The following is a 22763-nucleotide window of genomic DNA, read 5'->3' as shown; positions in this document are numbered from 1 at the left end:
AGACTCCCACCCCACTCTGCAGCTGCAGAGTCATTCGGTCCACGAGTGGTGCGGCATCCCACGCCACCACTGCAGCACCCCACCCCACCGATCCGGAAACAACTCCACAAAACACCCAGCCATCAAGCGCCCGCAGAGCGGCCCAGCTGGAGTAGCGTCCCATGAAAACTACTTCACTACGCAACTAAAAAGGTGCATGTCATGGCAGGAAAATTCGAGGTTTACGAGGACCGCTCCGGGAAGTTCCGCTTCCGCCTCAAGGCGGGCGACGGTGAGGTCGTCGCGACGGGCGAGGCTTACAACTCCAAGGCGACCGCGATCAAGGGAACCGCGGCAGTGCAGCAGGCGGCGGATGCAGAGGTCAAGGACCTGACCGCCTAGGGATAAGCTGGTAAGAGTGCTCGACGTTCTTACCGGCTTTTCCATCATCTTCACCGTCATCGGTGTTGGTTATGTGCTGGCTCAGCGCGGGGTCATTGGCCAGGGCGAGGCGCGGCTGCAGTTCAACCGGGTCGCGTTCTGGGCGACGACCCCTTCGCTGATTTTTTCTTCCGTCGCCACGTCGGACACGTCGGCATTCCTCTCGCCGGTCAACTTCGTGGTGTTCGGCGCAACGCTGGCCACGATGGCCATCTTCTGGATAATTTCCGCGGCCGCGTTTAAGCAGGATGTGCCCACGACGATGGCGGGGGCGGCGTCGTCAAGCTATTTCAACTCGGTGAACATGGGCCTGCCCATCGCGATTTACGTCATCGGGGATGCGACCTACGTCGTGCCGGCGCTGGTGATGCAGATGGCGGTGCTGTCGCCGTTTGTCATCGCCGGGCTCAACGCGGGGGGCGGGCGGCACGTACGCGATTCGATCGTCGCGGGCCTGACGGCCCCGATGGTGCTCGCCGCGATCGCCGGTTTCGTCGTCTCCGCGACGGATCTGACCATCCCCGAGCCGATCATGGCGCCGATCAAGATCCTCGGCGGCGCGTCCATCCCGCTGATCCTGATGAGCTTCGGCGCCTCGCTCAAGGGAACCCGAGTCCTGACCCATGGGCCAGATCGCTTGCCGACGCTCACCGCAACCGCCCTGAAACTCGCGGTCATGCCGATAGTCGCCTGGGCAATCGCCACCGCAGCGGGCCTCGAAGGCAACCACCTCTACGCGGCGGTCATCCTCGCGGCGCTGCCGACGGCACAAAACGTGTACAACTACACCGCCAACTACCGCGTCGGCGAGATCGTTGCCCGCGACACAGTCTTCCTGACCACGTTCTTGTCCATGCCGGCGATGCTGGTCATCGCCGCGGTGCTTTAGCGCTCCGCCAGCTCATCACGGATCCAGCGCTTGCGGGCGTCGCGCTGGGCGCGCCACGTGGCCAACGTCTCGACGGCCGCGACGCGCTGGCGGGAGAACAGGAACATCGACAGCGGGAACGCGACGATAAGCGCGAGCAGCGCAGACATGATCAGCGGCACGGGAGCGCCAATGGCGACAGCGAGGAGCTGGATCCCGATGGTGAGGCCGATGAACAGCAGCAGGCGCAACCCGCCGTACACCGCGATGGCCTTGTTCGCGCGGGCGCGGGCACTCGGGTCAACCTCGGGGGCATCTACTTCACTCACACTGCGTTACCCTACCCAATGCCCCCACCCAGTATGTTGTAGGCATGGGAAGAATCTTGCTCGTGCTGCTCGTCATCCTCGCGGTGTGGATGCTGTGGCGCGCCTTCGGCCCGGGCAGCTCCGCCCGCAACAACACCGAGGCCCCGCCGGCCATCAAGGGACCGGACGACGACGAAGAGTTCCTCTGGAACATCGAAAAGGAGCGGTTCAAGGAGCGCCGCGCACGCGAAGAAGCGGAGCGTCGCAAGCGCGAAGAGGAACAGCGCCGCAAACGCCTCGAGGACGAGGACTAAACGGGCTGGAAGGTCATCGCCAGGCCGAGCGCGGCTGCGACGGCCGCGACCTTCTCCCAGCGCACCCCGGCACCGCCGTGCTCAATGGTGTGCAGCGTCGAGCGGGACACGCCCGCGGCGTCGGCAACCTCCTGCTGGAGACGCCCCGCAGCGCGTCGGGCGCATGCGATCTGCTCCCCGAGCGAGATCAGCACGGGATGTTCGCTCGCCGGCTTACCTGCCTTATTTCGCGGACCTGCCATGACTTCCTACCTTTCTGCCTCGCTGCGCAGCACACCCGGCAGCCTTTCGGCCCATTCGAGGGAGTGCCGCACGCCGTCGTCTAGCGAGAACTGCGGCTCCCAGCCCAGCACCTCGGCGGCCTTGTCGGTGCGCGCGGCGCTGCCGACGACGTCGCCGTCACGACGCGGCGCGGGACGGACATCCAGCGGGCTGCCGGTGACCTCGCCCACGGCCTCAGCCAGCTCAAACACCGTGGTGCCGGTGCCCGTGCCCAGGTTGATCACCTCGTAGTCGGCCAGCGTTGCCTGCAGCGCAGCGACGTGGGCGCGCGCGAGGTCCCAGACGTGGACGTAGTCGCGCAGGCCCGAGCCGTCGCGGGTCGGCCAATCCACGCCCGTGACGTGGAAGGGCTGCCCCGCTTGCTGGGCGGTGATCATCTTGCCCAGCGCGTGGGAGGGCGCGGGGTTTTGCAGGCCGGTGCGCATCTGCGGGTCGGCGCCGATGGGGTTGAAGTAGCGCAGGGCGGTGGCGCGGATGTTGCCGGCCGCGGCGGCGTCGGCAAGCACGTGCTCGAGCATCCACTTCGACGCCGCGTACGGGCTCGTCGGGTTGACGGTGCTGGTTTCGCTGACCATGAAGTCCTCGCCGGGCTCGTACATGGCGGCGGTTGAGCTGAGCAGGAACTTTTCGATGCCGCGGGCGGAGAGGGCGTCGATAAGCGAAATCGCCCTGGCGACGTTGTTGTCGTAGTAGTACAGCGGCTTTTCGACGCTCTCCGGAACCACGATCTTGGCCGCGCAGTGAATCACAGCCTCAATGTCCGGGTGCTCGTCGACGACGCGGTTGAGCAGCGCAACATCGGCGATGTCGCCCTCGTAGTGGGCGAAGCGCTGCGCGAACGTGCGCAGGCCGGTGGAGTAGTCGTCGAGGATGACGGGCGTGATGCCACTATCGGCGCAGCAGGACGCGACCGTTGACCCGATGTAACCGGCACCGCCGGTGACGAGGACCTTCATTTAGTTTAGCCCCGCGTACGAGTGCAGTCCGGCGATGACGGTGTTGACGTAGGTCATGTTGAAGATCGTCATAGCCAGTGCGAACACGTTGATCCACGCCGCGCGGACGTTCTTCCACCCGGCGGTGGCGCGCGCGTGCAGGTAAGCGGCGTAGAGGATCCAGGTGATCATCGAGACCGTTTCCTTCGCGTCCCAGCCCCAGAAGCGGCCCCACGCCACCTCGGCCCAGATCGCGCCGAACACGATGCCGATGCCGAACAGCGGCAGGGTGATAATCGCTGTTTTGTACGTGATCTGGTCCAGCGTCTTCGCGCTCGGCAGGGGCTTGGCAATCGCGCCGAAGAAGCCACGCTCCTCGCCGCGCGGCTGCCACATACGCAACAGGTACAGCAGGGCGAACAGGCCGGAGACGATGCCGATCGACGCGCCGATAGACACCGAGGACACGTGCACCGGCAGCCAGTACGACTGCAGCGCCGGCACCACGGGCGCCGCCGCCATGTGGAACACCGTGGAGTTGAGGAACATCGCGATGATCATCGGCGAGAGCACCCACGGCCACAGCGTGTGCCAGCCCCTGCGCTGAATCACCACCGCGGCGGCGACCATCACCACCGCGGACATGAACAAGATGTACTCGTACAGGTTGCCCAGCGGGAACCGACGCGCGGCGAAACCGCGGGTAACAAACGACGCCAAGTGCAGCAGGATGCCGAACCAGACGAGCGCCTGCGTCATGTTCGCCCACTTGCGGGCACCCGAAACGCGGCGGTCGAACTCGGCCTGGTCGAACTCGGCCTTGTCGAAGTCAACCGCGCTGTCCACCACCACGTCGGGGCCGCCCGCGCCGACGGCGACTTTCTGGGCGGTTCGCGCGCGCTCGCGGCGCATGTCGATCACGCCGAACATACGCCCGTAGTAGACGCAGGACATGATGAGGGCGACCAGGTAAATGACGAATGCGGTGCGGAACGTCAGGTCCGACAGGTCCGCCATGGTGGAGTCGACGAGCATAGGGCAAACTTACCCCAGTGCTGCGACATTAACCAAGGTCTTCTAGGTCACTTTCCTCGTCGTCGTCCTCGGCCGAGCCGCGGCCTAGGACGCGATCGGCGATCTCGTCGAACTCCGTGCCCCAGCCGGCGCGGTCGGTGCGCGCCAGACCAGCGAGTTCAACGCGGGTCGAGCCGCCCTCGGGAGCAAGGCGCACCCAGACGCGGCGGCGCTTGATGGTCACCGAGCCGATCAGCGAGCCGAGCATGACAATCGTGGTGGCCAGGGCCCAGATTTGAGTGGGGTCGCGCGAGATCTGGTAGTTGGCGTACTCGGCGGCGCCGTCGAAACGCACGGTGATCCCGCCGTCGATGGTGACCTCCTCGCCCGGGGTGAGGTTGACGCGGTCGACCTTTTGCAGCCGGCCGTCGGCGATGAGCGTCTGATCCAGGACGAAGATGTTCTGCGGCCGGCCCGTGTCCAGGCCCGCATCACCGACGTAGATGTCCACCGCCATCGCGGGGTCCGTCATCGCAGGGAAGGCGGATTGCAGCTGGTCGCCGTTCGGGCCGGTCCACTGCGCGGTCGGGGCGAACACGCCCTCGACGGCGAGCTGGTTCTCGCGCCGCTCCGTCAGGTCCGGGTACATCCCGGCGGGCGGGTCGAAGCGCATCACGCCTGAGGACAGGAAGTTCTGCACGTCGGTCGGGCGGAACTGGATCATCTGCGTGCGCGATTCCCCGTCCGGCCACGTCACCGTGACCTGCGGGGCGAAGCCGTGGCCCTGGAGGTAGACGCGGTCGCCGTTAATACGCAGCGGGTGGTTGACCCGCAGCGTGTAGTCCTCCCACTGCGCCTTGTCCGCGGTTACGTCATCCGTGTACGAGATGTCGGAGGCGAACCCGTTTGCCTGGCCATTATTGAGGTAGTCGGCGGTGAAGTTGTGCGACTCGAAGCAGAACGGCGTCAGCCCGGTGCCGTCGAAAAGCGGGCCGGCGCGGAAGACGTCGAAGTTGGCCGGCGAGGTGTTGCAGAACTCGCGCGACTGCTCCACCGGCACCGCGTACTCGGACGCCGAGTTGGTGACCACGATGACCTGGCCCTCGTAAAACACCATGCGGCCAGCGGTGAAGGCGAGGATCATGCCGACGAGCCCGATGTGGAACAGCAGGTTCATCAGCTCGCGCGTGTACCCGCGCTCGGCAGAGATGGAGTACACCCCGGCGCGGTCCTCCTCGGGCGTGTACGTGGCCATGTTCCAGCGCTTGAGCACGGCCTTGACGTCGCGCTCGACGTCCGCCATTGGCTTATCGACGACCCCCTGAGCGTGCATCGGCATGCGCCGCAAAAACTTCGGGGCACGCGCCGGGGTCGCGCGGAACGCGCGCCAGTGCTCGATCGTGCGCGGGATGATGCAGCCGACCAACGACACCATCAGCAGCGTGACAATCGCGATGAACCACGTCGAGCCGAATACGTTGAAGAGCTGCAGCCGGTCGTAGATGGGGCCCATGGTGGGGTTAGCGGCGAGGAAGTCGTCGACAAGCGTGGCGCTGACCGAGCGCTGGGGCAACAGCGCGCCCGGGATGGCGGCGAGCGCGAGCATGAACAGCAGCACGAGCGCGGTGCGCATGCTGGTCAGCCAGTGCCAGGTCGCGCGCGCCCAACGATTAACAGTCTTCATTAGATAAAGGTCGCTCCGTATCCGACGACTAGCTGGCGCGACCAGGAGATGAAGTGATTCCACGCTCCGGTGACAAGCAGCAGCCCGACGATGATCATGAGGATCCCACCGATGAGCTGGATCGTGCGCGAGTGGCGGCGCAGGAAGTCCACGCCCGCCACGGCCCTCGCCGAGCCGAGCGCCAGCAACAGAAAGGGCAGGCCGAGGCCCAGGCAGTAGGCGACCACGAGCGCGACGCCGCGCGCAGCGCCGACACCCTCGGTGCCTACCGACACCGAAATGATCGCCGCCAGCGTGGGCCCGAGGCACGGCGTCCACCCGAGCGCGAACACCCCGCCGAGCAGGGGCGCGCCGAAGATGGTGGTCCACTTGCGCGGCGCAACCCGCGTGTCGCGCTGCAGCAGCGGAACCGCGCCGATAAAGACCAGGCCCATCAGGATAGTGACCACTCCCCCGGCGCGCATGAGCACATCCGCGTTGAGCGTGATCAGACTAATCGCGCCGAACACCGAGACGGTGGCCAGCAGGAACACGACGGTGAACCCGGCGACAAACAGCCCGGCGGCACCCGTCACGGCCCACTTGCGTGATGCGACGCGCGGGCCTTTGTCCCCGTACTCCATCTCGCCGCCGACAACTCCGGTGAGGTAGCTCAGGTAGCCCGGCACCAGCGGGATCACGCACGGGGAGGCGAACGAGACCAGCCCGGCGAGGGCGGCTGCGAGCAGCCCGAGCAGCAGCGGGCCCGTGAGCACGAGCTCAGAGAAGAACTCGCCCACCTACTCCCCCTCGAGCTTGTCCGTCACGGCCAGCACGTCGTCGGCGGTCACCTCGCGCAAAAACACCGCGGCGGGGCGGTGCTGCTTGTCCAGCACCACCGTCGTCGGGATCACGGAGCTGGGCACTCCGCCCAGGCTGGCGGCCGTTTTGAACGGCGGGTCGTAGATCGACGGGTAGGTCACGCCGTTGTCGATGACGAAGTCGCGGGCGATGTCCGGGTTGTAGTCGCGCACGTTGATGCCCAGCACCGTGCCCTGATCCCCCAGCGCCTCGTGAACCGCTTGGAGGTCGTCTACCTCCGCACGACACGGCGCGCACCACTGGCCCCAGGCGTTGAGCACGACGATCTTACCCTCGTAATCGCTCAAGTTGATCTGCTCGCCGGGCTCCATGAGCGATTCACCGCCGACGTTGCTCAACGGGGCACGTTCGGCCTCGTCGTAGAAGATCTCCACCTGCCCACCTGGCGAGTGGAAGGAAAAGGTCGCGCCGTTATCGGGGGCCGCGCAGCCAGCCACGAGCAGTACCGCAGCACACGGCGCGGCGAGTCGCTTCAGCATCTAGACGTCCTTCGCTGGTCGGTTGTACGACCAGTCAACAACATCTGCGCCCTCAAACACAAGCGAGGTCACGCTCGCCAAGTCGCATTCGCGGCTCAGGTGCGGCAATCGTTTGCCCTGCACGTGGCGCTGCACCGTGACGATGGGCAGCTGGTGGCTGACCACAACGGCCTCGTGGCCTTCTGCTTCAGCGCGCGCGTGCTCAACACCGCGCAGCATGCGCTCCAGGATCTCCTCGTAGGGCTCCCCCCAGCTGGGCTCAAGCGGGTTAACCATGTGCCGCCAGCGCGGCGGGTACCACAGCTGGGAGCGCCACCCCTTGGTGCGCAGGCCCTCGAAGGTGTTGAGGGACTCGATGACGTCGTCAAGCGTGTCCACCTCGCAGCCGGTGACCTCCGCGATCGGCGCCGCCGTCTCTTGGGCGCGCTGCAGCGGGCTCGACGCGAGGTAGGTCACGTCCCGGTCGGCGAAGAACTGGGCCGTCACCGCCGCCATGGAGCGACCGCGTGCGCTCAGGTGGAACCCGGGCATGCGCCCGTAGAGCAGCTTCATTGGGTTATAGACCTCGCCGTGGCGCACGAGGTGGACGATCGTGCGGGTCATGCGCGAGCCTCAGCAGCGGCCTTGGCTGCCGTCGCCAGGGCGCGCTCGATGCGCGCCATGTCGTCTGCGGTCAGCGCCGTGGAGACGAACCACGTCTCGAACGCGCTCGGCGGGGCGTAAACTCCGCCTTCCAGCAGCGCGTGGAAGAACGCCGGGTAGCGGAAGGTGTCCGCGGCCTTCATCTCCTCGAAGTTCGATCCCGGCCCCTCGGCGAAGCGGATCGAGAGCATTGTCGACGCCCGCTGCACGTGGTGCGCCACGCCCTCGCGGTCCAGCGCGGTGTGGATCAACTCCTCCAGGGTGTCCGCGTTGCGCAGCAGCACCGGGTAGATGTCCTCGCTCGCGAGGCGTAACGACGCCATCCCGGCCACCATCGCCACCGGGTTACCACTGAGCGTTCCTGCCTGGTAGACGGGCCCGAGCGGGGCGAGCTTGTCCATAATGTCCGCGCGCCCGCCGAACGCGGCGGCCGGCAGCCCGCCGGAAACCACCTTGCCGAAGGTGGTCAGGTCACCCGCCACGCCATCGACGCCGTACCAGCCCGAATACGATGTGCGGAACCCCGTCATCACCTCGTCGATGATGAGCAGCGCGCCGTTGTCGTGGGCGATCTCTTTGAGCGCCGCGTTGAAGCCCTCCGACGGGGCGACAGTGCCCATGTTGCCCGCCGCGGCCTCCGTGATCACCGCGGCGATCTCGCCCGGGTTCTCCGCGAACGCGTTCTTCACCGCCTCGAGGTCGTTGTAGGCGACGACGATCGTGTCGGCGGCCTGGGCGCCGGTGACGCCGGGCGAATCCGGCAGGGAAAACGTCGCCAAGCCCGAGCCCGCCGAGGCCAGCAGCGCGTCGACGTGGCCGTGGTAGCAGCCGTCGAACTTGATGATCTTCGGCCGGCCCGTGAACCCGCGCGCTAGGCGCACGGCGGACATCGTCGCCTCGGTGCCCGAGTTGACCATGCGCACCTTCTCCACGGAGGTGCGCTCGACGATCATCTCGGCGATCTCCACCTCGGCCTCGGTCGGCGCACCGAAGGACAGTCCGTCCACCAGAGCCTTTTCAACCGCCTCGAGAATTTCGGGGCGCGCGTTGCCGCACAGCATCGGGCCCCAGGAGTTGACCAGATCGACGTACTCGTTGCCGTCGACGTCGATAAGCTTCGCCCCGCTAGCTCGCTCGATGAAGCGAGCCTGGCCGCCCACCGAGCCGAACGCGCGCACCGGCGAGTTCACGCCACCCGGCGTGACTTTGAGTGCGCGGGCGAACAGTTCGGACGAGCGGGCGGTAGCGGGATTATGCACAGTCATGATGACCAGTCTAGGCCACCCGTTTCTTGCCCTGATTGCGGAAGGCAGTGAACATGATGACAACCAACAAAGCGATGGCGATCCAGTTGGCCACCCGCGCGTACTGGTTGAGGACAAACACCACCGGCTCGCCGATCTCCCAGCCGAGCCCGAAGTAGATAAACGACCACAGCGTCTTCGCGATGAAGTTCATCACCATGAACTTCCACAGCGGCATGCCCGTCATCCCCGCCAGGACGAACACGACAAACGCGATCGGCAGAGGAATCGGCAGATACGCGAGGAAAATCCCCAACCAGCCGAGCTTGAGCGCCCAGCGCTCCACCCGGGCGATGTTGCGCGCGGCGCGCTTCGACTGGCTGGCCTGGACATCGAGGATGCCCCGGCCCCACAGCTTGCCGGCCCACCAGTAGATCCAGTCGAACTTAATCGCCATAACAGAGCCAATGAGTAGGAAAAACAGCCAGTTGGCCGCCTCGCCCACCGAGGCCAGCGCGCCTGTCGACGCCGCCCCGATACGTGACCCCGTCAGCGCCAACATCACCGGCGGATCCAGGCCGAGCAGCCACGCGCGCAGCGGGATCATCGCCATGCCGAACACCCCGACGAAGGCAAACCAGCCCAGGCACCAGTAGTCCTCGCGGGTGGGCTTGCCGTTCCACGGCAGGGATTCGTCCTCCCACCACTCCTTTTCGGGTGCGGCTTCTGGGGCGTCGGCTGGATCTTCTGTGCTCACGCGCTATGAACTTACACGGGTTTAGGCTCCGGCAATGTCTGCCGCCACCCGGCGCGCGTGCGCGACGACGTCCGGCACGCCCACTCCGCTCACCCATGCGCCAACGACGTCGATACCGGGGACCGCTGCGAGGCGCGCGCGCACGCGGGCGACGGTGGAGAGGTGGGTGGCGTCGAAACGCGGCAGGCCCCCGAGCCAGCGCTGCACGTAGATCTCCTCTAGGCCCGCGGCGCGGCCGTCGAAGCCGGTGACTTTGTGCAGGTCGTCCAGGGCGGCGTCGACAAGCGTGTCCTCGTCGGCGCGCAGCGCGATGTCGTCGCCGAAGCGGCCGAAGCTCGCGCGCACGAGCGCGCCGCCGCGCGCAGCCAGGTGCGGCCACTTCCTCGAGGACAGCGTGAACGCCTTGGCCGTAAGGCCCTCCTCGTCGGCGGCGATCAGCACGCCCGAGTTGTGCGGCAGGCCCTCCTCGGTGGCGAAGCGCATGCCCACGACCACGGAGTTCGCCAGCTTGATCCCGGCCAGCTCGGACGCGGCCTCCGGCGCCGCGGCGCGCAGCAGCATCCCGGCGGTGGGGGCCGGCACGGCGAGGATGACGGTGTCGTAGACCGCGTCCTCACCGCCGGTGAGCCGGTAGCCCTCGCCCTCGCGGGTGATGCCGGAGATGAACGAGTCGACGTAGATGTCCGCACCGGATTGCTCCGCGAGTGCCTCGTAAAGCTCCTGGTAGCCGTCGCGGAAGGAGTTGAACACCGCCCCCTGGGTACCAGCGAGCTGGGCGCGGGACTCCTCCAGGTTCTTCACCGCCGTCGACAGGTGCACCGGGGCGCCGCCGGTGGCCAGCCGGTCGAGCTCGGCGGCGAGCTGCGGCACGGTCGCGCGCACGCCGAGGTCGTCGGCGCTGCAGGAGTACACGCCGCCCAGCAGCGCGGAGACAACCCGGTCCGCGACTTCGTCGCCGTAACGGGCCCGCACGAGCTCGCCGACGCTGCGGTCGCCCTCTGTGTCCCAGGTGAAGCCCGGGGCGGTGGATTCGGCGTCGATACGCGAGGCGGTCTCGGCGGAAACTAGGTGCGCGACCGCCTGCCCAGACGACGGGATGCCCATCACGCCGCCGCGCGGCAGCGGTTTGGCGCTGCCGCCGGTGTAGACGAGCGAGCCGAGCCCCGAGGGCTCCACCAGCGAGCCGGTCAGACCGAGCTCAGCGACGAAGTCGACCATGTCGGCTCGGCGCGCCAGAAACGCCTCCGCGCCCATGTCGGTCGGGCCCGCCTCGAAGGCGACCGTGTGCAACTTGCCGCCGATGCGGTCGGTGGCCTCGTAGACGTCGACGTCGTGATCGCGCAGCTCGTAGGCCGCGGTCAGCCCGGCCAGCCCCGCCCCGATGATCGCGATACACACCCTATGCCTCCTCGTGGATCATCGCGACGGCCTCGGTAATCGCATCCGCGTCCGTCGTCGGCAGCACCCCGTGGCCGAGGTTGAAGATGTGACCGGTGGCGTCGCCACGCTCGATCGCGCGCGCCGCCTCCTCCTTGATGCGGCGCACCTCGCCGCGCACCACCTCGGGCCCGGCGAAGAGGATCGCGGGATCCAGATTGCCCTGCAGCACCCGTGGTGTGGCGAAACGCCGCGCGGCCACGTCCAGCGGCACGCGCCAATCGACACCCATGACCTCGCTGCCCGCCTCGCTCATCGCGCCGAGCAGCTCGCCGGTGGCCACGCCGAAGTGAATGCGCGGGATCTCGCCCTCGACGGAGCGCAGAATCTCCACGGAGTAGGGCAGGACGTGCTCGCGGTAGTCGCGCTCGGTGAGGAACCCGGCCCAGGAATCGAACAGCTGCATCGCGTCGATGCCCGCGGTGACCTGCGTACGCAAGAACGCCACGATCGTGGGCACCAGCTTCTCCATCAGCGCGTGCCACGTCTCAGGCTCGCCGTGCATCATCGCCTTGGTCTTCTCGTGGTTCTTCGACGGCCCGCCCTCAACGAGGTAGCTGGCCAGTGTAAACGGCGCGCCGACGAACCCGATCAGCGCCTGGGCGTCGGTGAGCTCGTCGAGGATGATGCGGATGCCGCGCGCGACCTCCTCGACGTCGCCCTCGAGCACGGGCAGCTTATCGACGTCCTCCCGACTGCGCACCGCCTGCCCCATCACGGGACCGCGGCCGGGGACAATCTCTACATCCACGCCGGCGGCCTTGAGCGGCACCACGATGTCGGAGAACAAAATCGCGGCGTCAACGTCGTGGCGGCGCACCGGCTGGAGGGTGATCTCTGCGAGCAGCTCCGGTATGAAGCAGGAGTCCAGCATAGCGATTCCTTCGCGCACCTGCCGGTACTCGGGCAGCGAGCGGCCCGCCTGGCGCATGAACCACACCGGGGTCCGCGTCGGGGTACGCCCGTAGGCTGCGTCGATGATCGGGGCGTGTGTCAACTCACGACTAGTCATATAGGTGGAGTCTACAGCGGGAAGCGACGCGCCCGAGCCGAGCGTGCCTCAATGATGAGCGTGCAGCCCAGCATCACCAGCGTCGCGCCCATCGGGGGCAGCACGCCGGCGACCGCCAGCGCGATGGCGGCGATGTTGTAAATCCACGCGAACAGCATGTTCGAGTCGATGATGCCGCACACCCGGCGCGCCAAGGCGATGAGCTGAGGCACCGCCATGACGTCGTCACGCAAGAGCACGACCTCGGCGTTTTCGGCGACCTTGCTCAGGCGGCTGTCGATGGCCTTGTCGCTGGCGTAGAGGATGCCCACGTCGGCAACGCGTAGCACGCCCATGACCGTGTGGTCGCCCACCATCGCCACCGTCGCGCCCTGGGTGTGCAGAGCGCGCACCGCGCCCGGCTTGTCGGCGGCGCGCACGCCCGCGAGCACGTTGGACACCCCGAGGAAGTCGGCGAAGCGCCGCGCCACCGGGTAGGTGTCGCGGGTGAGCATCACCGTTTCCACGCCCATGTCCTCGAGGCGCTCAACGGCGTCGATGGCGTCGGGCTTCGCCGGGTCGTAGAAGGTGATCACGCCGCGGTCCTTGCCCCTGTAGCGCACCACGATGGGGGTGCCGCCGCTGGTCGCGGCGACGGCCAAGCGGCCGCGCAGACGCGACAGGTCCGTCGGGCGCCACAGCGAGGCCTCGATGACCTCCGTGCGCTCCTCGCCGTCGTCTTCCTCAAACGTGAGCGTGAGCCGGCCAGCGAACTCCCCGTCGGCGCTGTCGACCTCGTTGCTCAGCTCGATCCACGTCGGCAGCGACGCGTCCTTCGAGCGCGTGTCCCGGGATTCGCGGGCGGATTTGACCAGCGCCTTCGCCATCGGGTTGTCCGACTCTACCGCCAGCACGGACGCGACGCGCAGCACAATGTCGGGGTCCTCACCGCGCTCCGCGGTCACCGTTTCCACCTGCATCTCCGGCGTGGCCAGGGTGCCCACCCGGTTGAACACCGCCGTGTCCGTCGTCTCCAGCACGCGGAACGTGTGGCCGTCGCGAAGCAAAATGCCGTTCCGGGCGGCCGATTCAATGCCGAGGCGCAGCGCCAGCGCCGGCGAGATCGCCAGCGCGACCGGGGCGACCACCGCGAGGATGGCCAGCGCGGTGGAAAAGGCCTTGTTGAAGTCGCCCGTGATCAGCAACCAGATCAGGAAATCCGCCCCGGCAATGAAGTAGGCCGCGGGGATGAGCAGGCTGGCCGAGCGCGTCGAGAGCATGGTGGCAACGTTCTCGCGCTTCGAGGCATCCTCGACCCACTTGTGCACGACGGCCCACCGCGTGGCGTGGCCAGTACGCGCGACGCGCACCTTCACCGTGCCGGACTTGATCAGCTCACCGGAGTAGATGCGCGAACCGACTTTGGCTTCAAGCAATTCGCGCGTGTTGATCAGCGGCGAGCGCAGCATGCACGAGCCGCCGACGATGTCGCCGTCGACGGGAATGATGTCGCCGGGGCCCAGGACCACGTCGTCACCGCGGTTGAGCTCGGAGGCAGGAAGCTGCTCCTTGACCACCTTGCCGGAGGTGCGGCCGCGCCGGATGACCGTGAACTCGCGGTTCGGGTCGGGCCGGCGCCGCTCCATGTCCTCAAGCAGGTAAGAGCGCACGCGGATTGAGTTGTAGCGGCCCACCAGCAACAGGGCTGTGACACCGCAAGCGACGTCGAGGAAGAGCTCGATGCCGTCACCGCGGCGGGTGGGCAGCCATTCGCCGCTGGATTGCCAGCCGATGTCTCCCGCGCGTGTAAACAGCAGCGCGCACAGGGCCCACAGGAACGAGGCGATCACCGCGATCGAGCTCGCCCCGTCGAGCGCGGAAATGCCGCGGCGCACGCCTCCGGCCATCGCGCGGTGGAACGGCCAAGCGCACCACAGCGCCACCGGGGTGGCAAGCGCCAGGCACACCCACTGCCAGCCGGCAAACTGCGCCTGGGGCACGTAGCTCATCACCAGCACGGGGATGGTGAGCAGGACCGCGACCCACATGCGCAGCGGGGTGACCAGGTCGCGGGCGGTAAACAGCAGGTCGGTTTGGGAGCGCGGCGAGCGTTCGAAGTCGCCGCGCATGAATCCCGCCGCCCGCTTCTCGCTCAAGGACAACTCTTCGAAGCGGCGCAGTCGGCGCATCTTGCCCGTCATGCCGCGGGTGCCGCGGCGTGGCATCGGGTGGTCGGTTGCGCGCCTGCCCACGGCGCGGCGGCGCAGCGTCGAGTCCGTCATCCGCGCCTGCACGCCGAACTCCGCGATGACCGCGGTGATACGTGCCGGGTCCATGCCCTCGGGGGCGGTGATCCACGCCGTCGCTGAGGGGTAGACGAGACGTGCCGAGACGCCGTCGATACGCTCTAGCGCTTCTTCGATATCGCACAGCTGCGGGGCGTCCTCGAGGCCGGTGAGCTCGAAAGCGTAGGAAGTGCGTGGGAAAGTCCCCGCCTCATCGCCCACCTCGTGCGGGGTGTCCGGGTCGAACCCTGCCACAATCGCGGCCTGGCGAGCCTCCGCGATCGAGCGTTCAAGTGCCTCCCTCACGGCCGCTCCACGAACTGGTTAGCGGCGGGGCGGAACATGAAAAACACCGCGAAGGTCAGCGCGACCACGATGGCAAACGACGCCCACGAGGTGACCTGGATGACAAACGCGGCGAGGTTGATGAAGATCGCCACCGCGATAAACCCGCACGCCCACCCGCGGGCCCCCTTGAGCCCCTTGGGAAACTGTGCCGCGGCAACGACCATGCACAACGCCAGCACGATGTTGCCCAGCGCGGTGACGCGCGTGTTGCGCATAAACGCCTCGCGGAACTGCTCATCACCGGCCTCCGGGAAGCCCGCGGTCAACAGGACCATTCCCGTGACCAGCATCAACACCGCTGCCGCGATGATGAGCCAGTAGGAGGTGCGTAGGGCGGGCGGCCACTCCTCGCCCGTGTACGGGCGCGCGGGACGGCGGTTGGGGTCGTTGGTACCTCCCACCATTGTGGGGAACATGCCTGCCACTGCCCTACCCGTCCTTCTTGGTGTCGTGGGACAATGCCTCGTGGATTTCCTTCCGGGAAGCGTAGATCAGCCCGCACGCCGCCGCCACACCGATGATGATTTGGACAACGCCGAGAACCGCCGTAAAGCCCACGGGAAGCTGCGTCGCCCCCGCCACCGCCGCCGGGGCGATGACCACCAGCAGGGTGCGGATGACAAAGAAGATGGAAAACACCGTCAAGAGGCGGCGCGCCGCATCGGCCCATTTCTGGCCACGCGCCACCGCGCGCAGGGCGAACGCCAGCAGGACCATGATGAGCAGCTGAAACAGCGTCATGATGGCGATCGAGGTATACGTGCTCATCGTCAGCATCATGTCCGAGACCTCCTGGCCGCGGTTGCGGGCGGCGTCGGCGGCCGCCTGGCGCAGCGCCGAGGGGTCGAGGATCAGGCCGACGGAGTTGGTCAGCTGGTGCACGAGCTCGCCGAACACCATCACCGACCAACTCCCCAGCAGGTAGCGCATCGTGTCCGCGCCGCGCGGCTTCTTCCCGACGCCACTGATATGGCTCGGGCTGTCCGGGTTCTGCGGCTTCAGCGGCGGGATCGAGGTCATCGCAGGATCCTCGCGGCGTCGACGGCGAAGTAGGTCAGGATCTGGTCCGCGCCGGCGCGCTTGATCGAGGTCAGCGACTCCAGCATCGTCGCCTCCAGATCGACCCAGCCGTTACGGCCCGCGGCCTGAATCATCGCGTACTCACCGGAGACCTGGTACGCCGCCACCGGCACGGGGGAGAACTCGGCGATGCGGGCCAGAACGTCGAGGTACGCCATCGCCGGTTTGACCATGACGAAGTCCGCGCCCTCATCGATATCGAGCTGCGCCTCCAGCAAGGACTCGCGCGCGTTCGCGGGATCTTGCTGGTAGGTGCGGCGATCGCCGCGTAACGACGACCCCACGGCCTCACGAAACGGCCCAAAGAAGGCAGAAGCGTACTTCGCGGAGTAGGCCATGATCGCAACGTCGGTGAAGCCCTCGGCGTCGAGCGCGCTGCGGATCACGCTCACCTGGCCGTCCATCATGCCTGAGGGGCTGACCACGTGCGCACCGGCGCGCGCCTGGGCCACGGCCATGCGCGCATAGCAGTCGAGGGTGGCGTCGTTAAGCACGACCTGGCGCTTTTCGTCGACAATCCCGCAGTGGCCGTGGTCAGTGAACTCGTCAAGGCAGGTATCGGCCATGATCACGAGGTCGTCGCCGAACTCCTCGCGCAGGGCTCGGATGCCGCGGTTGAGCACCCCGTCCTCGGCCCAGCCGACCGAGCCGGTGGCGTCCTTGTCGGAATCGAGCGGCACGCCAAACAGGTCGATACAGCGCACCCCCGCTTCGAGAGCCTCGTACGCGGTGGCCTTGAGGGAGTCCAGCGTGTGCTGGTATTGGCCCGGCATGGACGAAATCTCGCGCTTGGAGTCCAGGCCGTCGGCGTAGAACATCGGGTAAATCAGATCGCTGGCGCCCACCCGCGTCTCGGCGACAAGCTCCCGCATGGCGGGGGTAGTGCGCAGGCGGCGTGGGCGGCGGCGGATCTCGTTAGCAAAAGACACGGAACCCAGTCTAGGCCCTTGGGCGGACACTACTCGCCGGCAGCCTTCCGACGCACGCGGCGCTTTTTGCGGGGAGGCGGCAGCTGGCCGGTGGCGCGCAGGCCGGCGACGTGCTCAGCGAGGGCGTCGACAAGCGAAGGCACGTCGGCGACCTCGGGCACGACGTCGACACGCAGGCCCTGTTCGCGCGCCTCGGCGGCCGCCATCGGGCCGATCGCGGCGATGATCGTGCGCTGGTGGGGCTTGCCGGCGATGCCGACGAGGTTCTTCACCGTGGAGGCCGAGGTGAAGCACACCGCGTCGAAGCCTCCCGACTTGATCATGTCACGCACCTCGAGCGGCGGCGGCGCCGCGCGCACGGTCCGGTAGGCGACCACATCGTCGACTTCCCAGCCGAGGTCGACCAGGCCGTCGACGAGCACGTCCGTGCCGAGGTCAGCGCGCGGCAAGAGCACCCGCGAAACGGGGTCGATGTCCTCGACGTACTCGGGGAAAATCTCCACCAGGCCGTGGGCGTTCTGCTTCGTGCGGTGCGGGATGAGCTCCGGCAGCATGCCACGGGCGCGCAGCGCATCGCCGGTCTTCTGCCCCACGGCGGCGAGGTGAACGCCGGCGAACGATCGGGCATCGAGGCCGAGCTCCTCGAACTTGTCCCACACCGCGTCCACCGCGTTGGTCGAGGTGAACACGATCCACTGGTACCGGCCCTCGACGATGCCCTTGATCGCGCGGTCCATCTGCGCCGGGTTGCGCGGCGGCTCCATGGAAATCGTCGGCACCGACTGCGGGATCGCGCCGTAGGTGGACAGCCGCGCGTTCATCGGCCCTGCCTGCTCCTTCGCGCGCGGGACCAGCACCCGCCAGCCGTACAGGGGGCGGTTTTCCCACCAGGAGTACTTGGAGCGGTCGTCAACCGCCGTGCCGATGGTGACAACCAGGTTGCCCTCCAAGTCGGCGTCGATCTTGCCGATCGTCTCCAGCGTCGCGTCGAAGGTGCGCTGCAGGCGCGTCGTGCCGTTCGTGGTCACCGTCAGCGACGTCGAGGGGGAGAAACCGCGCTCGATGAGCTCTGCGGAGATGAGCGGCAACTGCTCCGCCACCGCCTGCAGCACCAGGGGCTGCGGGGCGTGGGCCAGGCCCTCCCAGTCGACGGGCTCATTCGACAGGTCCGCCTCGGTGTACGTCGAACCGAGAGCGATGCCAGCAAACGAGGGCACCGTCGACGGCAGAGACATGCCGGGCACGACCTGGAACTCTAACCCGGCCGACGCCACGGCCGAGATCTCTTCTTTCACAGCGTCGCGGGTCAGCGGGTTGCCGCTGACCAGGCGGATCACGTCGCCGTCGCCGGCCTCACCGCGCTCAATCGCGGCGACCGCACGCTCCAGCCCGCCCTTTAAGATCTCGACGATGCCCGCGCCCAGGTTGCCCACCTCCTGGATCTCCGCGGCGGTCGGGTCGGCCGGGCGCGGCGGCTTGCGGCGCGCGCCGGCTTCGCGGGCCTCGGCACACATCTGCTCATAACGCTCGTTGGCTTCCTTGAGCTTCGCTTGCGGCACCGGCAGCTTGGAGGCGATAACGTCACGCACCCCCTGAAGGACATCGGGGTCAACGACGGCGATAGAGTTAGACTCCATCACCTCGCGGGCGCGGATCGTCAGCAGATCTGGGTTGCCCGGGCCTGCGCCAACGAAGATGATCTTCCCCGGCTGGGGCGTGGTGGAGGGCAGAGTCATAAAAAGGTTCTTTTCTTTAAAAAAGGCGTAAGCGTAACCCCGGCAGCCGGGGCCGACTAAACGGACCCCGCATGCTCCGGGATTTCTCGACGTATGGTAGTTACACCTTAAAGTGAATCCGCCGGGAATCAAAAACCCGGCCGTTTACCCTCCCCGTGGCGCTACGTCATGAGCTCGGCCGCGCCCGACTCAAGAAGCGTCGAGGCGAGCTCTCGCCCGAGCCCCCGCGCCGCCTCGCGGTCAAGCACATCCGGGAGGCGGACCGAGCCCGTTTCCACCAGCTGGCGCGAGCCGTCGAGGGCGAACACCCCGGCGCGCAGCGTCAGCACACCGTCGTCGTACGCGGCGTGCGCGGCGACCGGCGCCGTGCACCCGGCCTCGAGGGTGGCCAACACGTGGCGCTCTGCGGAGATCTGCAGCGCGGCGGTGGTGTCCATCAGCGGGTCGAGCACCGCGCGCGTTGCGGCGTCGTCACTGCGGCACTCCACGGCTAGAGCTCCCTGGGCAGGGGCGGGCAGGAACGTGGTGGCGTCGAAAAGCTGCGTGGCGCGATCACCGTAGCCGGCGCGCGACAGGCCCGCGTAGGCGAGCACGATGGCGTCTAGCTCGCCGCTGGTGACTCGCCCCATGCGGGATTCGATGTTGCCGCGCAGCGGGCGGATGTCCAAGTCGGGGCGCATCGCCTTGAGCTGGGAGATGCGCCGCGGTGCGGAGGTGCCCACGCGCGCACCCTGCGGGAGGTCGGCAAGCTGCATGTTGTCGCGGGCAATCAGCGCCTCGCGGTTGTCCTCGCGGGTCGGGACCACAATGTGGGCGCGGGGCTCGTCGGCCGTGGGCAGGTCCTTGAACGAGTGGACCGCGATCTCGACCTCGCCGCGGAACAGCGCGTCGCGCAGGGCGGAGGTGAACACGCCTACGCCGATACGCTCGACCGGGGCCTGCGACAGGTCACCGGGCGTGGTCACGATGGTCAGCTCGGCGTCGTGGCCGGCGGCGATGATCTCGTCGCGGACGTGGCCGGCCTGCGTCGTGGCCAGGTGCGAGCCTCGGGTTCCAATGTGCAGCATAAGGTGTCCTTTTCTCCCCTGTTAAAAGCTTATTCCGTGATCTCACTGAGCTTGGGCAGGCGCTGCGCGTCGATCGCCACGGAGCTGCGGCCTAAGCCGAAGAGCTCCTCGATGGCCGTTTCCACGCTCACCGTATCCGAGGTCGCCGCGAGCTCCTTGATCTTCACCGTCGGCGTGTGCAAGATCTTGTCGACGACCCGCCGAACCGTGCGGGAGACCTGGTCGAAGTCCTCCTCGCTTAGGTCCGGCACCCGCGCGCGCAGCCGGGCGAGCTCCCCGTCGGTAACCTCGCTGGCCGCCTTGCGCAGCTGCGCCACGGCGGGCCCGACCTCGCGCACGCGCTGGCGGGAGCTGAAGTTGCTGACCTCCTCGGCGACGATCGCCTCGGCGGCGGCGCGCGAGCGGGAATCCTTGTCGTCGCTCTCGCGCATGCGCTGGTGCAGGTACTCGATGTTGACCAGGTGCACGCCGTCGCGCTCGGTGACGGCGTCCTCGATGTCGCGCGGCAGCGACAAGTCAGCGAGCATAACGGGCCCGGAGATGTCTTCCGCCGTGATGGTGAACTCATCGCTCGCGGTCGCGGAAACGGCGATGTCGACCCGGGCCAGCGCCCCGGCGCGGGAGTTGAAGTCCACGACCTCCGCCGGCACGCCCGCCTCGCGGGAGTGCTCGGCGAGGCGTTCGGCGCGCGAGCGGGTGCGGTTAGCGATGATCAGGTTGTTAATCCCGCGTTTGCCCAGGTGCGTCGCCGCCAGCGAGGCCATGGCCCCGGCGCCGAGGACTAAGGCGGTCTTGCCCGTGAAATCCTCCACGCCCATAATCTTCATCGCTTCCTCCAGTGCGAGGGTGACCATGGAGGCGCCGGCGTCGTCGATCTCCGTTTCCGTGTGCACGCGCTTGCCGGTATAGAGCGCGGATTGCGCCAGCGAGTGCAGGCCGGGGCCGACTGTGCCGCGCACGGTGGCATCTTGGTAGCTGGAGCGGACCTGGCCGATGATCTGCTGCTCTCCCACCACCATCGAGTCCAGGCCGGAGGCGACCGTCATCATGTGCTCGGCCGCCGCGTCGGCGTAGCGGACATACAGGTAGGAGCGCAGCTCCCCTTCCTCCACCCCAGACTTGTCCGCGAGCACGCTGAGCACGTCCTCGACGCCGGAGTGGAAGGAATTGGTTACCGCATACACTTCGAGGCGGTTGCAGGTCGAGATAATCATCGCCTCGGACAGCGAGGGCTGGCTGACCAACGCGGTTGTCGTCTCCGTCTGCACGGTGTCGTCCATGCTGAGGCGCTCAAGTAACGCGACGGGTGCCGAGCGATGCGACATCCCTACGACGAGAACACTCACACAAACTCCTCCGGAAAATACTTTCTCGAGATCAAACTAAAGGATAGCCCAGCTAGCTTGCGAGCTCGGCGGCGAGGTCGGCGTTGTCTACTTCCCAGCAGGCGAACTCCTCGCCGTCGATCACGACCACGGGCACGCGGTCGCCGTATTCGGCAGCGATCTCGGCGTCCGTGTCGACGTCGACAAGCGTCAGCGTCGCGCCCGCCGCCTCGACGATCGGGGCGATCTGGCGCGCGACGCGGTCGCAGGAACCGCATGTGGCGCGAACCATCAGCTCGACGTTTTTCACAGTGCTCCTTAACGGGCCTTGGTCACGGTACGGTTGTTTACGCTACTCCGTCCCCGACGAAAGGCTGTAGACGACTATGAGCGCGGACTCCGCACACCGCCCAGGCAGGGAATTCCTCGCGCAGTGGTCGGCGTCGCATGGCAACGTCCGCCGCTTCTTGGAAGAGCTCGCTGTGCCGCCGCTTGACGACGCCTCACAGCGCGCCGCCGGCGAAGCCGCAGCTGCCGCCGCCATTGAAGAAACGTTTGGGCTCAGCATCGACGAGTTCACCCTTGGGGTCGACACCGTTGGCGGCGCATTCGCCACCGCCGGCGCGGCGAGGGTCACCCAGCCGGACCCCGACGTGCCGCAGGACGCCGAGGCGGCAGCGTTTTTCGATATCGACAACACCCTGATCCAGGGCTCGTCGCTCGTGCTGCTCGGCCGGGGGCTGGCGAAGAAACGCATGATCACGTTGCGCGAGCTGCTGCCCGGACTGACCAAGCAGTTGCGCTACCGCGTCTTCGGCTCGGAGAAAACCTCCGACATCGCCAGCGGCCGCGCCCACGCACTGGGCCTGGCCCGCGGCAAGAAGGTCAGCGATTTGCTCGAGCTAGCCGACGACATAGTCGACCACCAAATCCTTGGCCGGGCGTTCGACCCGACGTTGCAGTTGGCCCACATGCACCTCGCCGCTGGCCAGCAGGTGTGGCTCGTCTCGGCCACCCCGGTGCAGATCGGCCAGGCGCTCGCCGCGCGCCTCGGGTTCACGGGCGCGCTGGGCACCGTCGCGGAGGCGGAAGACGGCCTGTTTACCGGGCGGCTGGTCGGCGACATCCTGCACGGGCCCGGAAAGCGCCACGCAGTGGCCGCGCTCGCGGCGCTGCAGCAGCTCGACTTAAAGCAGTGCACCGCGTACTCGGACAGCATCAACGACATCCCCATGTTGTCGATGGTGGGCACGCCCGTGGCCGTCAACCCCGATCGCGCGCTGCGTAAGCACGCCCAGGATAAGGGGTGGGAGATCCGCGACTACCGCTCCGTGCGCAAGGCGGCGGTTCCGGCGACGGTGGCCGTGGTCTTTGCTGCCGCGGGGGCGTGGGCGCTGTGGCGCACGAAATAAGGCCCACGGCCCTTGGGTAAGGGCTGTGGGCCTAAAGCGGCATGTTTACTTGCCGAGCTTACGACGCTGAACACGCGTGCGGCGCAGCATCTTGCGGTGCTTCTTCTTCGACATGCGCTTGCGGCGCTTCTTGATAACTGAACCCATGTGGTTTCCTCGTTTCCTAGTTGTATGTACATACCTGCCGGCGGGCGTAGGTCGCAGCGAATGGGGTGTTGATCACACGCGGGGCCCTTTTCACGAGGTGCACTCTCGTAAAGGGCCAACATGAACCCACGCGCACGCTGGCACGAATGCCTACCAGCATACAGCCGGGCGCTTATGCCACCAAAAAGGCTTCGGCAC

The 22763-nt window shown here is 67.3% G+C and carries 25 protein-coding genes; 4 read left to right on the top strand and 21 right to left on the bottom strand.

The window, feature by feature from the left end; all coding sequences use genetic code 11:
* Positions 1 to 201: 201 nt before the first annotated feature.
* On the top strand, positions 202 to 381 hold the full coding sequence (locus RIU96_RS03835; RefSeq protein ID WP_136653419.1) for a YegP family protein: 180 nt from the start codon (positions 202 to 204) through the stop codon (positions 379 to 381).
* A gap of 16 nt (positions 382 to 397) precedes the next feature.
* Complete coding sequence (locus tag RIU96_RS03830) at positions 398 to 1309, top strand: AEC family transporter (protein ID WP_311205123.1); 912 nt, start codon at positions 398 to 400, stop codon at positions 1307 to 1309.
* On the opposite strand, the gene RIU96_RS03825 is transcribed toward RIU96_RS03830, so the two are convergent.
* On the bottom strand, positions 1306 to 1617 hold the full coding sequence (locus RIU96_RS03825) for a DUF4229 domain-containing protein (protein ID WP_136653423.1): 312 nt from the start codon (positions 1615 to 1617) through the stop codon (positions 1306 to 1308). The genes RIU96_RS03830 and RIU96_RS03825 overlap by 4 nt on opposite strands.
* Positions 1618 to 1661: 44 nt before the next feature.
* Here RIU96_RS03825 and RIU96_RS03820 point away from each other — a divergent pair, with 44 nt between their 5' ends.
* A complete protein-coding gene (locus tag RIU96_RS03820; RefSeq protein ID WP_136653425.1) occupies positions 1662 to 1910 on the top strand; it encodes a hypothetical protein in 249 nt (82 codons plus the stop codon).
* Here RIU96_RS03820 and RIU96_RS03815 read toward each other — a convergent pair.
* The 19 genes from RIU96_RS03815 to RIU96_RS03725 form a co-directional block, all read right to left on the bottom strand.
* Positions 1907 to 2152: a helix-turn-helix transcriptional regulator gene (locus RIU96_RS03815; protein WP_136653427.1), complete on the bottom strand. Its 246-nt coding sequence runs from the start codon at positions 2150 to 2152 to the stop codon at positions 1907 to 1909. The genes RIU96_RS03820 and RIU96_RS03815 overlap by 4 nt on opposite strands.
* Positions 2153 to 2158: 6 nt before the next feature.
* Positions 2159 to 3148, bottom strand: a complete 990-nt coding sequence (gene galE / locus RIU96_RS03810) for a UDP-glucose 4-epimerase GalE (RefSeq protein ID WP_144689045.1) — start codon at positions 3146 to 3148, stop codon at positions 2159 to 2161.
* Positions 3149 to 4162, bottom strand: coding sequence for a c-type cytochrome biogenesis protein CcsB (gene ccsB / locus RIU96_RS03805; protein WP_136653431.1), 1014 nt, complete (start codon positions 4160 to 4162; stop codon positions 3149 to 3151).
* Positions 4163 to 4190: 28 nt separating this feature from the next.
* Positions 4191 to 5825 (bottom strand): cytochrome c biogenesis protein ResB, encoded by a 1635-nt coding sequence (locus RIU96_RS03800; RefSeq protein WP_136653433.1) that lies wholly within the window; start codon positions 5823 to 5825, stop codon positions 4191 to 4193.
* Complete coding sequence (locus RIU96_RS03795; protein ID WP_136653435.1) at positions 5825 to 6604, bottom strand: cytochrome c biogenesis CcdA family protein; 780 nt, start codon at positions 6602 to 6604, stop codon at positions 5825 to 5827. Before RIU96_RS03795 ends, RIU96_RS03800 begins: the two co-directional genes overlap by 1 nt.
* Entirely contained in the window at positions 6605 to 7162 is a 558-nt protein-coding gene (locus RIU96_RS03790; protein WP_246062856.1) for a TlpA disulfide reductase family protein, read from the bottom strand.
* Between the two features lie 3 nt (positions 7163 to 7165).
* Positions 7166 to 7768, bottom strand: a complete 603-nt coding sequence (locus RIU96_RS03785; protein ID WP_136653439.1) for a histidine phosphatase family protein — start codon at positions 7766 to 7768, stop codon at positions 7166 to 7168.
* The gene (gene hemL, locus RIU96_RS03780) at positions 7765 to 9072 is read right to left on the bottom strand and encodes a glutamate-1-semialdehyde 2,1-aminomutase (RefSeq protein WP_136653441.1); all 1308 of its coding nucleotides are present in this window, start codon (positions 9070 to 9072) and stop codon (positions 7765 to 7767) included. The genes RIU96_RS03785 and hemL overlap by 4 nt, the downstream gene beginning before the upstream one ends.
* Before the next feature lie 10 nt (positions 9073 to 9082).
* A complete protein-coding gene (locus tag RIU96_RS03775; protein WP_136653443.1) occupies positions 9083 to 9808 on the bottom strand; it encodes a DedA family protein in 726 nt (241 codons plus the stop codon).
* A 21-nt stretch (positions 9809 to 9829) separates the two neighbouring features.
* On the bottom strand, positions 9830 to 11206 hold the full coding sequence (locus tag RIU96_RS03770; protein WP_311205122.1) for a protoporphyrinogen oxidase: 1377 nt from the start codon (positions 11204 to 11206) through the stop codon (positions 9830 to 9832).
* A gap of 1 nt (position 11207) precedes the next feature.
* A complete protein-coding gene (hemE, locus tag RIU96_RS03765) occupies positions 11208 to 12257 on the bottom strand; it encodes a uroporphyrinogen decarboxylase (protein WP_144317465.1) in 1050 nt (349 codons plus the stop codon).
* Positions 12258 to 12268: 11 nt separating this feature from the next.
* Positions 12269 to 14827 carry a heavy metal translocating P-type ATPase gene (locus tag RIU96_RS03760; RefSeq protein ID WP_136653449.1) on the bottom strand — a complete coding sequence of 853 codons (2559 nt, stop codon included), beginning with the start codon at positions 14825 to 14827 and terminating at the stop codon, positions 12269 to 12271.
* Positions 14824 to 15285 carry a hypothetical protein gene (locus tag RIU96_RS03755; protein ID WP_136653464.1) on the bottom strand — a complete coding sequence of 154 codons (462 nt, stop codon included), beginning with the start codon at positions 15283 to 15285 and terminating at the stop codon, positions 14824 to 14826. Before RIU96_RS03755 ends, RIU96_RS03760 begins: the two co-directional genes overlap by 4 nt.
* 13 nt (positions 15286 to 15298) lie before the next feature.
* Entirely contained in the window at positions 15299 to 15889 is a 591-nt protein-coding gene (locus RIU96_RS03750; RefSeq protein WP_136653451.1) for a hypothetical protein, read from the bottom strand.
* Positions 15886 to 16878, bottom strand: coding sequence for a porphobilinogen synthase (hemB, locus tag RIU96_RS03745; protein WP_259789875.1), 993 nt, complete (start codon positions 16876 to 16878; stop codon positions 15886 to 15888). Before hemB ends, RIU96_RS03750 begins: the two co-directional genes overlap by 4 nt.
* A 29-nt stretch (positions 16879 to 16907) precedes the next feature.
* Positions 16908 to 18614, bottom strand: a complete 1707-nt coding sequence (locus RIU96_RS03740; RefSeq protein WP_311205121.1) for a bifunctional uroporphyrinogen-III C-methyltransferase/uroporphyrinogen-III synthase — start codon at positions 18612 to 18614, stop codon at positions 16908 to 16910.
* A gap of 161 nt (positions 18615 to 18775) precedes the next feature.
* Positions 18776 to 19681, bottom strand: coding sequence for a hydroxymethylbilane synthase (hemC, locus tag RIU96_RS03735; RefSeq protein ID WP_136653454.1), 906 nt, complete (start codon positions 19679 to 19681; stop codon positions 18776 to 18778).
* A 29-nt stretch (positions 19682 to 19710) separates the two neighbouring features.
* Entirely contained in the window at positions 19711 to 21027 is a 1317-nt protein-coding gene (locus RIU96_RS03730) for a glutamyl-tRNA reductase (protein ID WP_136653456.1), read from the bottom strand.
* Between the two features lie 52 nt (positions 21028 to 21079).
* Complete coding sequence (locus tag RIU96_RS03725; RefSeq protein ID WP_136653468.1) at positions 21080 to 21298, bottom strand: glutaredoxin family protein; 219 nt, start codon at positions 21296 to 21298, stop codon at positions 21080 to 21082.
* 94 nt (positions 21299 to 21392) lie between these two features.
* On the opposite strand from RIU96_RS03725, the gene RIU96_RS03720 reads away from it, so the two are divergent.
* Entirely contained in the window at positions 21393 to 22418 is a 1026-nt protein-coding gene (locus RIU96_RS03720) for an HAD family hydrolase (protein WP_136653458.1), read from the top strand.
* A gap of 45 nt (positions 22419 to 22463) precedes the next feature.
* Here RIU96_RS03720 and RIU96_RS03715 read toward each other — a convergent pair whose 3' ends face one another.
* Complete coding sequence (locus RIU96_RS03715) at positions 22464 to 22565, bottom strand: 30S ribosomal protein bS22 (RefSeq protein ID WP_003855542.1); 102 nt, start codon at positions 22563 to 22565, stop codon at positions 22464 to 22466.
* Positions 22566 to 22763: the final 198 nt, after the last annotated feature.

Source organism: Corynebacterium sp. Z-1, from assembly GCF_031844665.1.
Lineage (GTDB): Bacteria > Actinomycetota > Actinomycetes > Mycobacteriales > Mycobacteriaceae > Corynebacterium > Corynebacterium sanguinis.
This window is presented reverse-complemented; position numbering and strand designations above follow the sequence as displayed.

Excerpts from the sequence above, each read along its gene's own strand:
- hemC (WP_136653454.1), bottom strand. The coding sequence starts at position 19,681 with ATGCTGCACATTGGAACCCGAGGCTCGCACCTGGCCACGACGCAGGCC.
- hemE (WP_144317465.1), bottom strand. The coding sequence starts at position 12,257 with ATGACTAGTCGTGAGTTGACACACGCCCCGATCATCGACGCAGCCTAC.
- RIU96_RS03815 (WP_136653427.1), bottom strand. The coding sequence starts at position 2,152 with ATGGCAGGTCCGCGAAATAAGGCAGGTAAGCCGGCGAGCGAACATCCC.
- galE (WP_144689045.1), bottom strand. The coding sequence starts at position 3,148 with ATGAAGGTCCTCGTCACCGGCGGTGCCGGTTACATCGGGTCAACGGTC.
- RIU96_RS03740 (WP_311205121.1), bottom strand. The coding sequence starts at position 18,614 with ATGACTCTGCCCTCCACCACGCCCCAGCCGGGGAAGATCATCTTCGTT.
- RIU96_RS03800 (WP_136653433.1), bottom strand. The coding sequence starts at position 5,825 with ATGAAGACTGTTAATCGTTGGGCGCGCGCGACCTGGCACTGGCTGACC.
- hemL (WP_136653441.1), bottom strand. The coding sequence starts at position 9,072 with ATGACTGTGCATAATCCCGCTACCGCCCGCTCGTCCGAACTGTTCGCC.
- RIU96_RS03835 (WP_136653419.1), top strand. The coding sequence starts at position 202 with ATGGCAGGAAAATTCGAGGTTTACGAGGACCGCTCCGGGAAGTTCCGC.
- RIU96_RS03720 (WP_136653458.1), top strand. The coding sequence starts at position 21,393 with ATGAGCGCGGACTCCGCACACCGCCCAGGCAGGGAATTCCTCGCGCAG.
- RIU96_RS03715 (WP_003855542.1), bottom strand. The coding sequence starts at position 22,565 with ATGGGTTCAGTTATCAAGAAGCGCCGCAAGCGCATGTCGAAGAAGAAG.
- RIU96_RS03785 (WP_136653439.1), bottom strand. The coding sequence starts at position 7,768 with ATGACCCGCACGATCGTCCACCTCGTGCGCCACGGCGAGGTCTATAAC.
- RIU96_RS03755 (WP_136653464.1), bottom strand. The coding sequence starts at position 15,285 with ATGTTCCCCACAATGGTGGGAGGTACCAACGACCCCAACCGCCGTCCC.
- RIU96_RS03725 (WP_136653468.1), bottom strand. The coding sequence starts at position 21,298 with ATGGTTCGCGCCACATGCGGTTCCTGCGACCGCGTCGCGCGCCAGATC.
- ccsB (WP_136653431.1), bottom strand. The coding sequence starts at position 4,162 with ATGCTCGTCGACTCCACCATGGCGGACCTGTCGGACCTGACGTTCCGC.
- RIU96_RS03750 (WP_136653451.1), bottom strand. The coding sequence starts at position 15,889 with ATGACCTCGATCCCGCCGCTGAAGCCGCAGAACCCGGACAGCCCGAGC.
- RIU96_RS03820 (WP_136653425.1), top strand. The coding sequence starts at position 1,662 with ATGGGAAGAATCTTGCTCGTGCTGCTCGTCATCCTCGCGGTGTGGATG.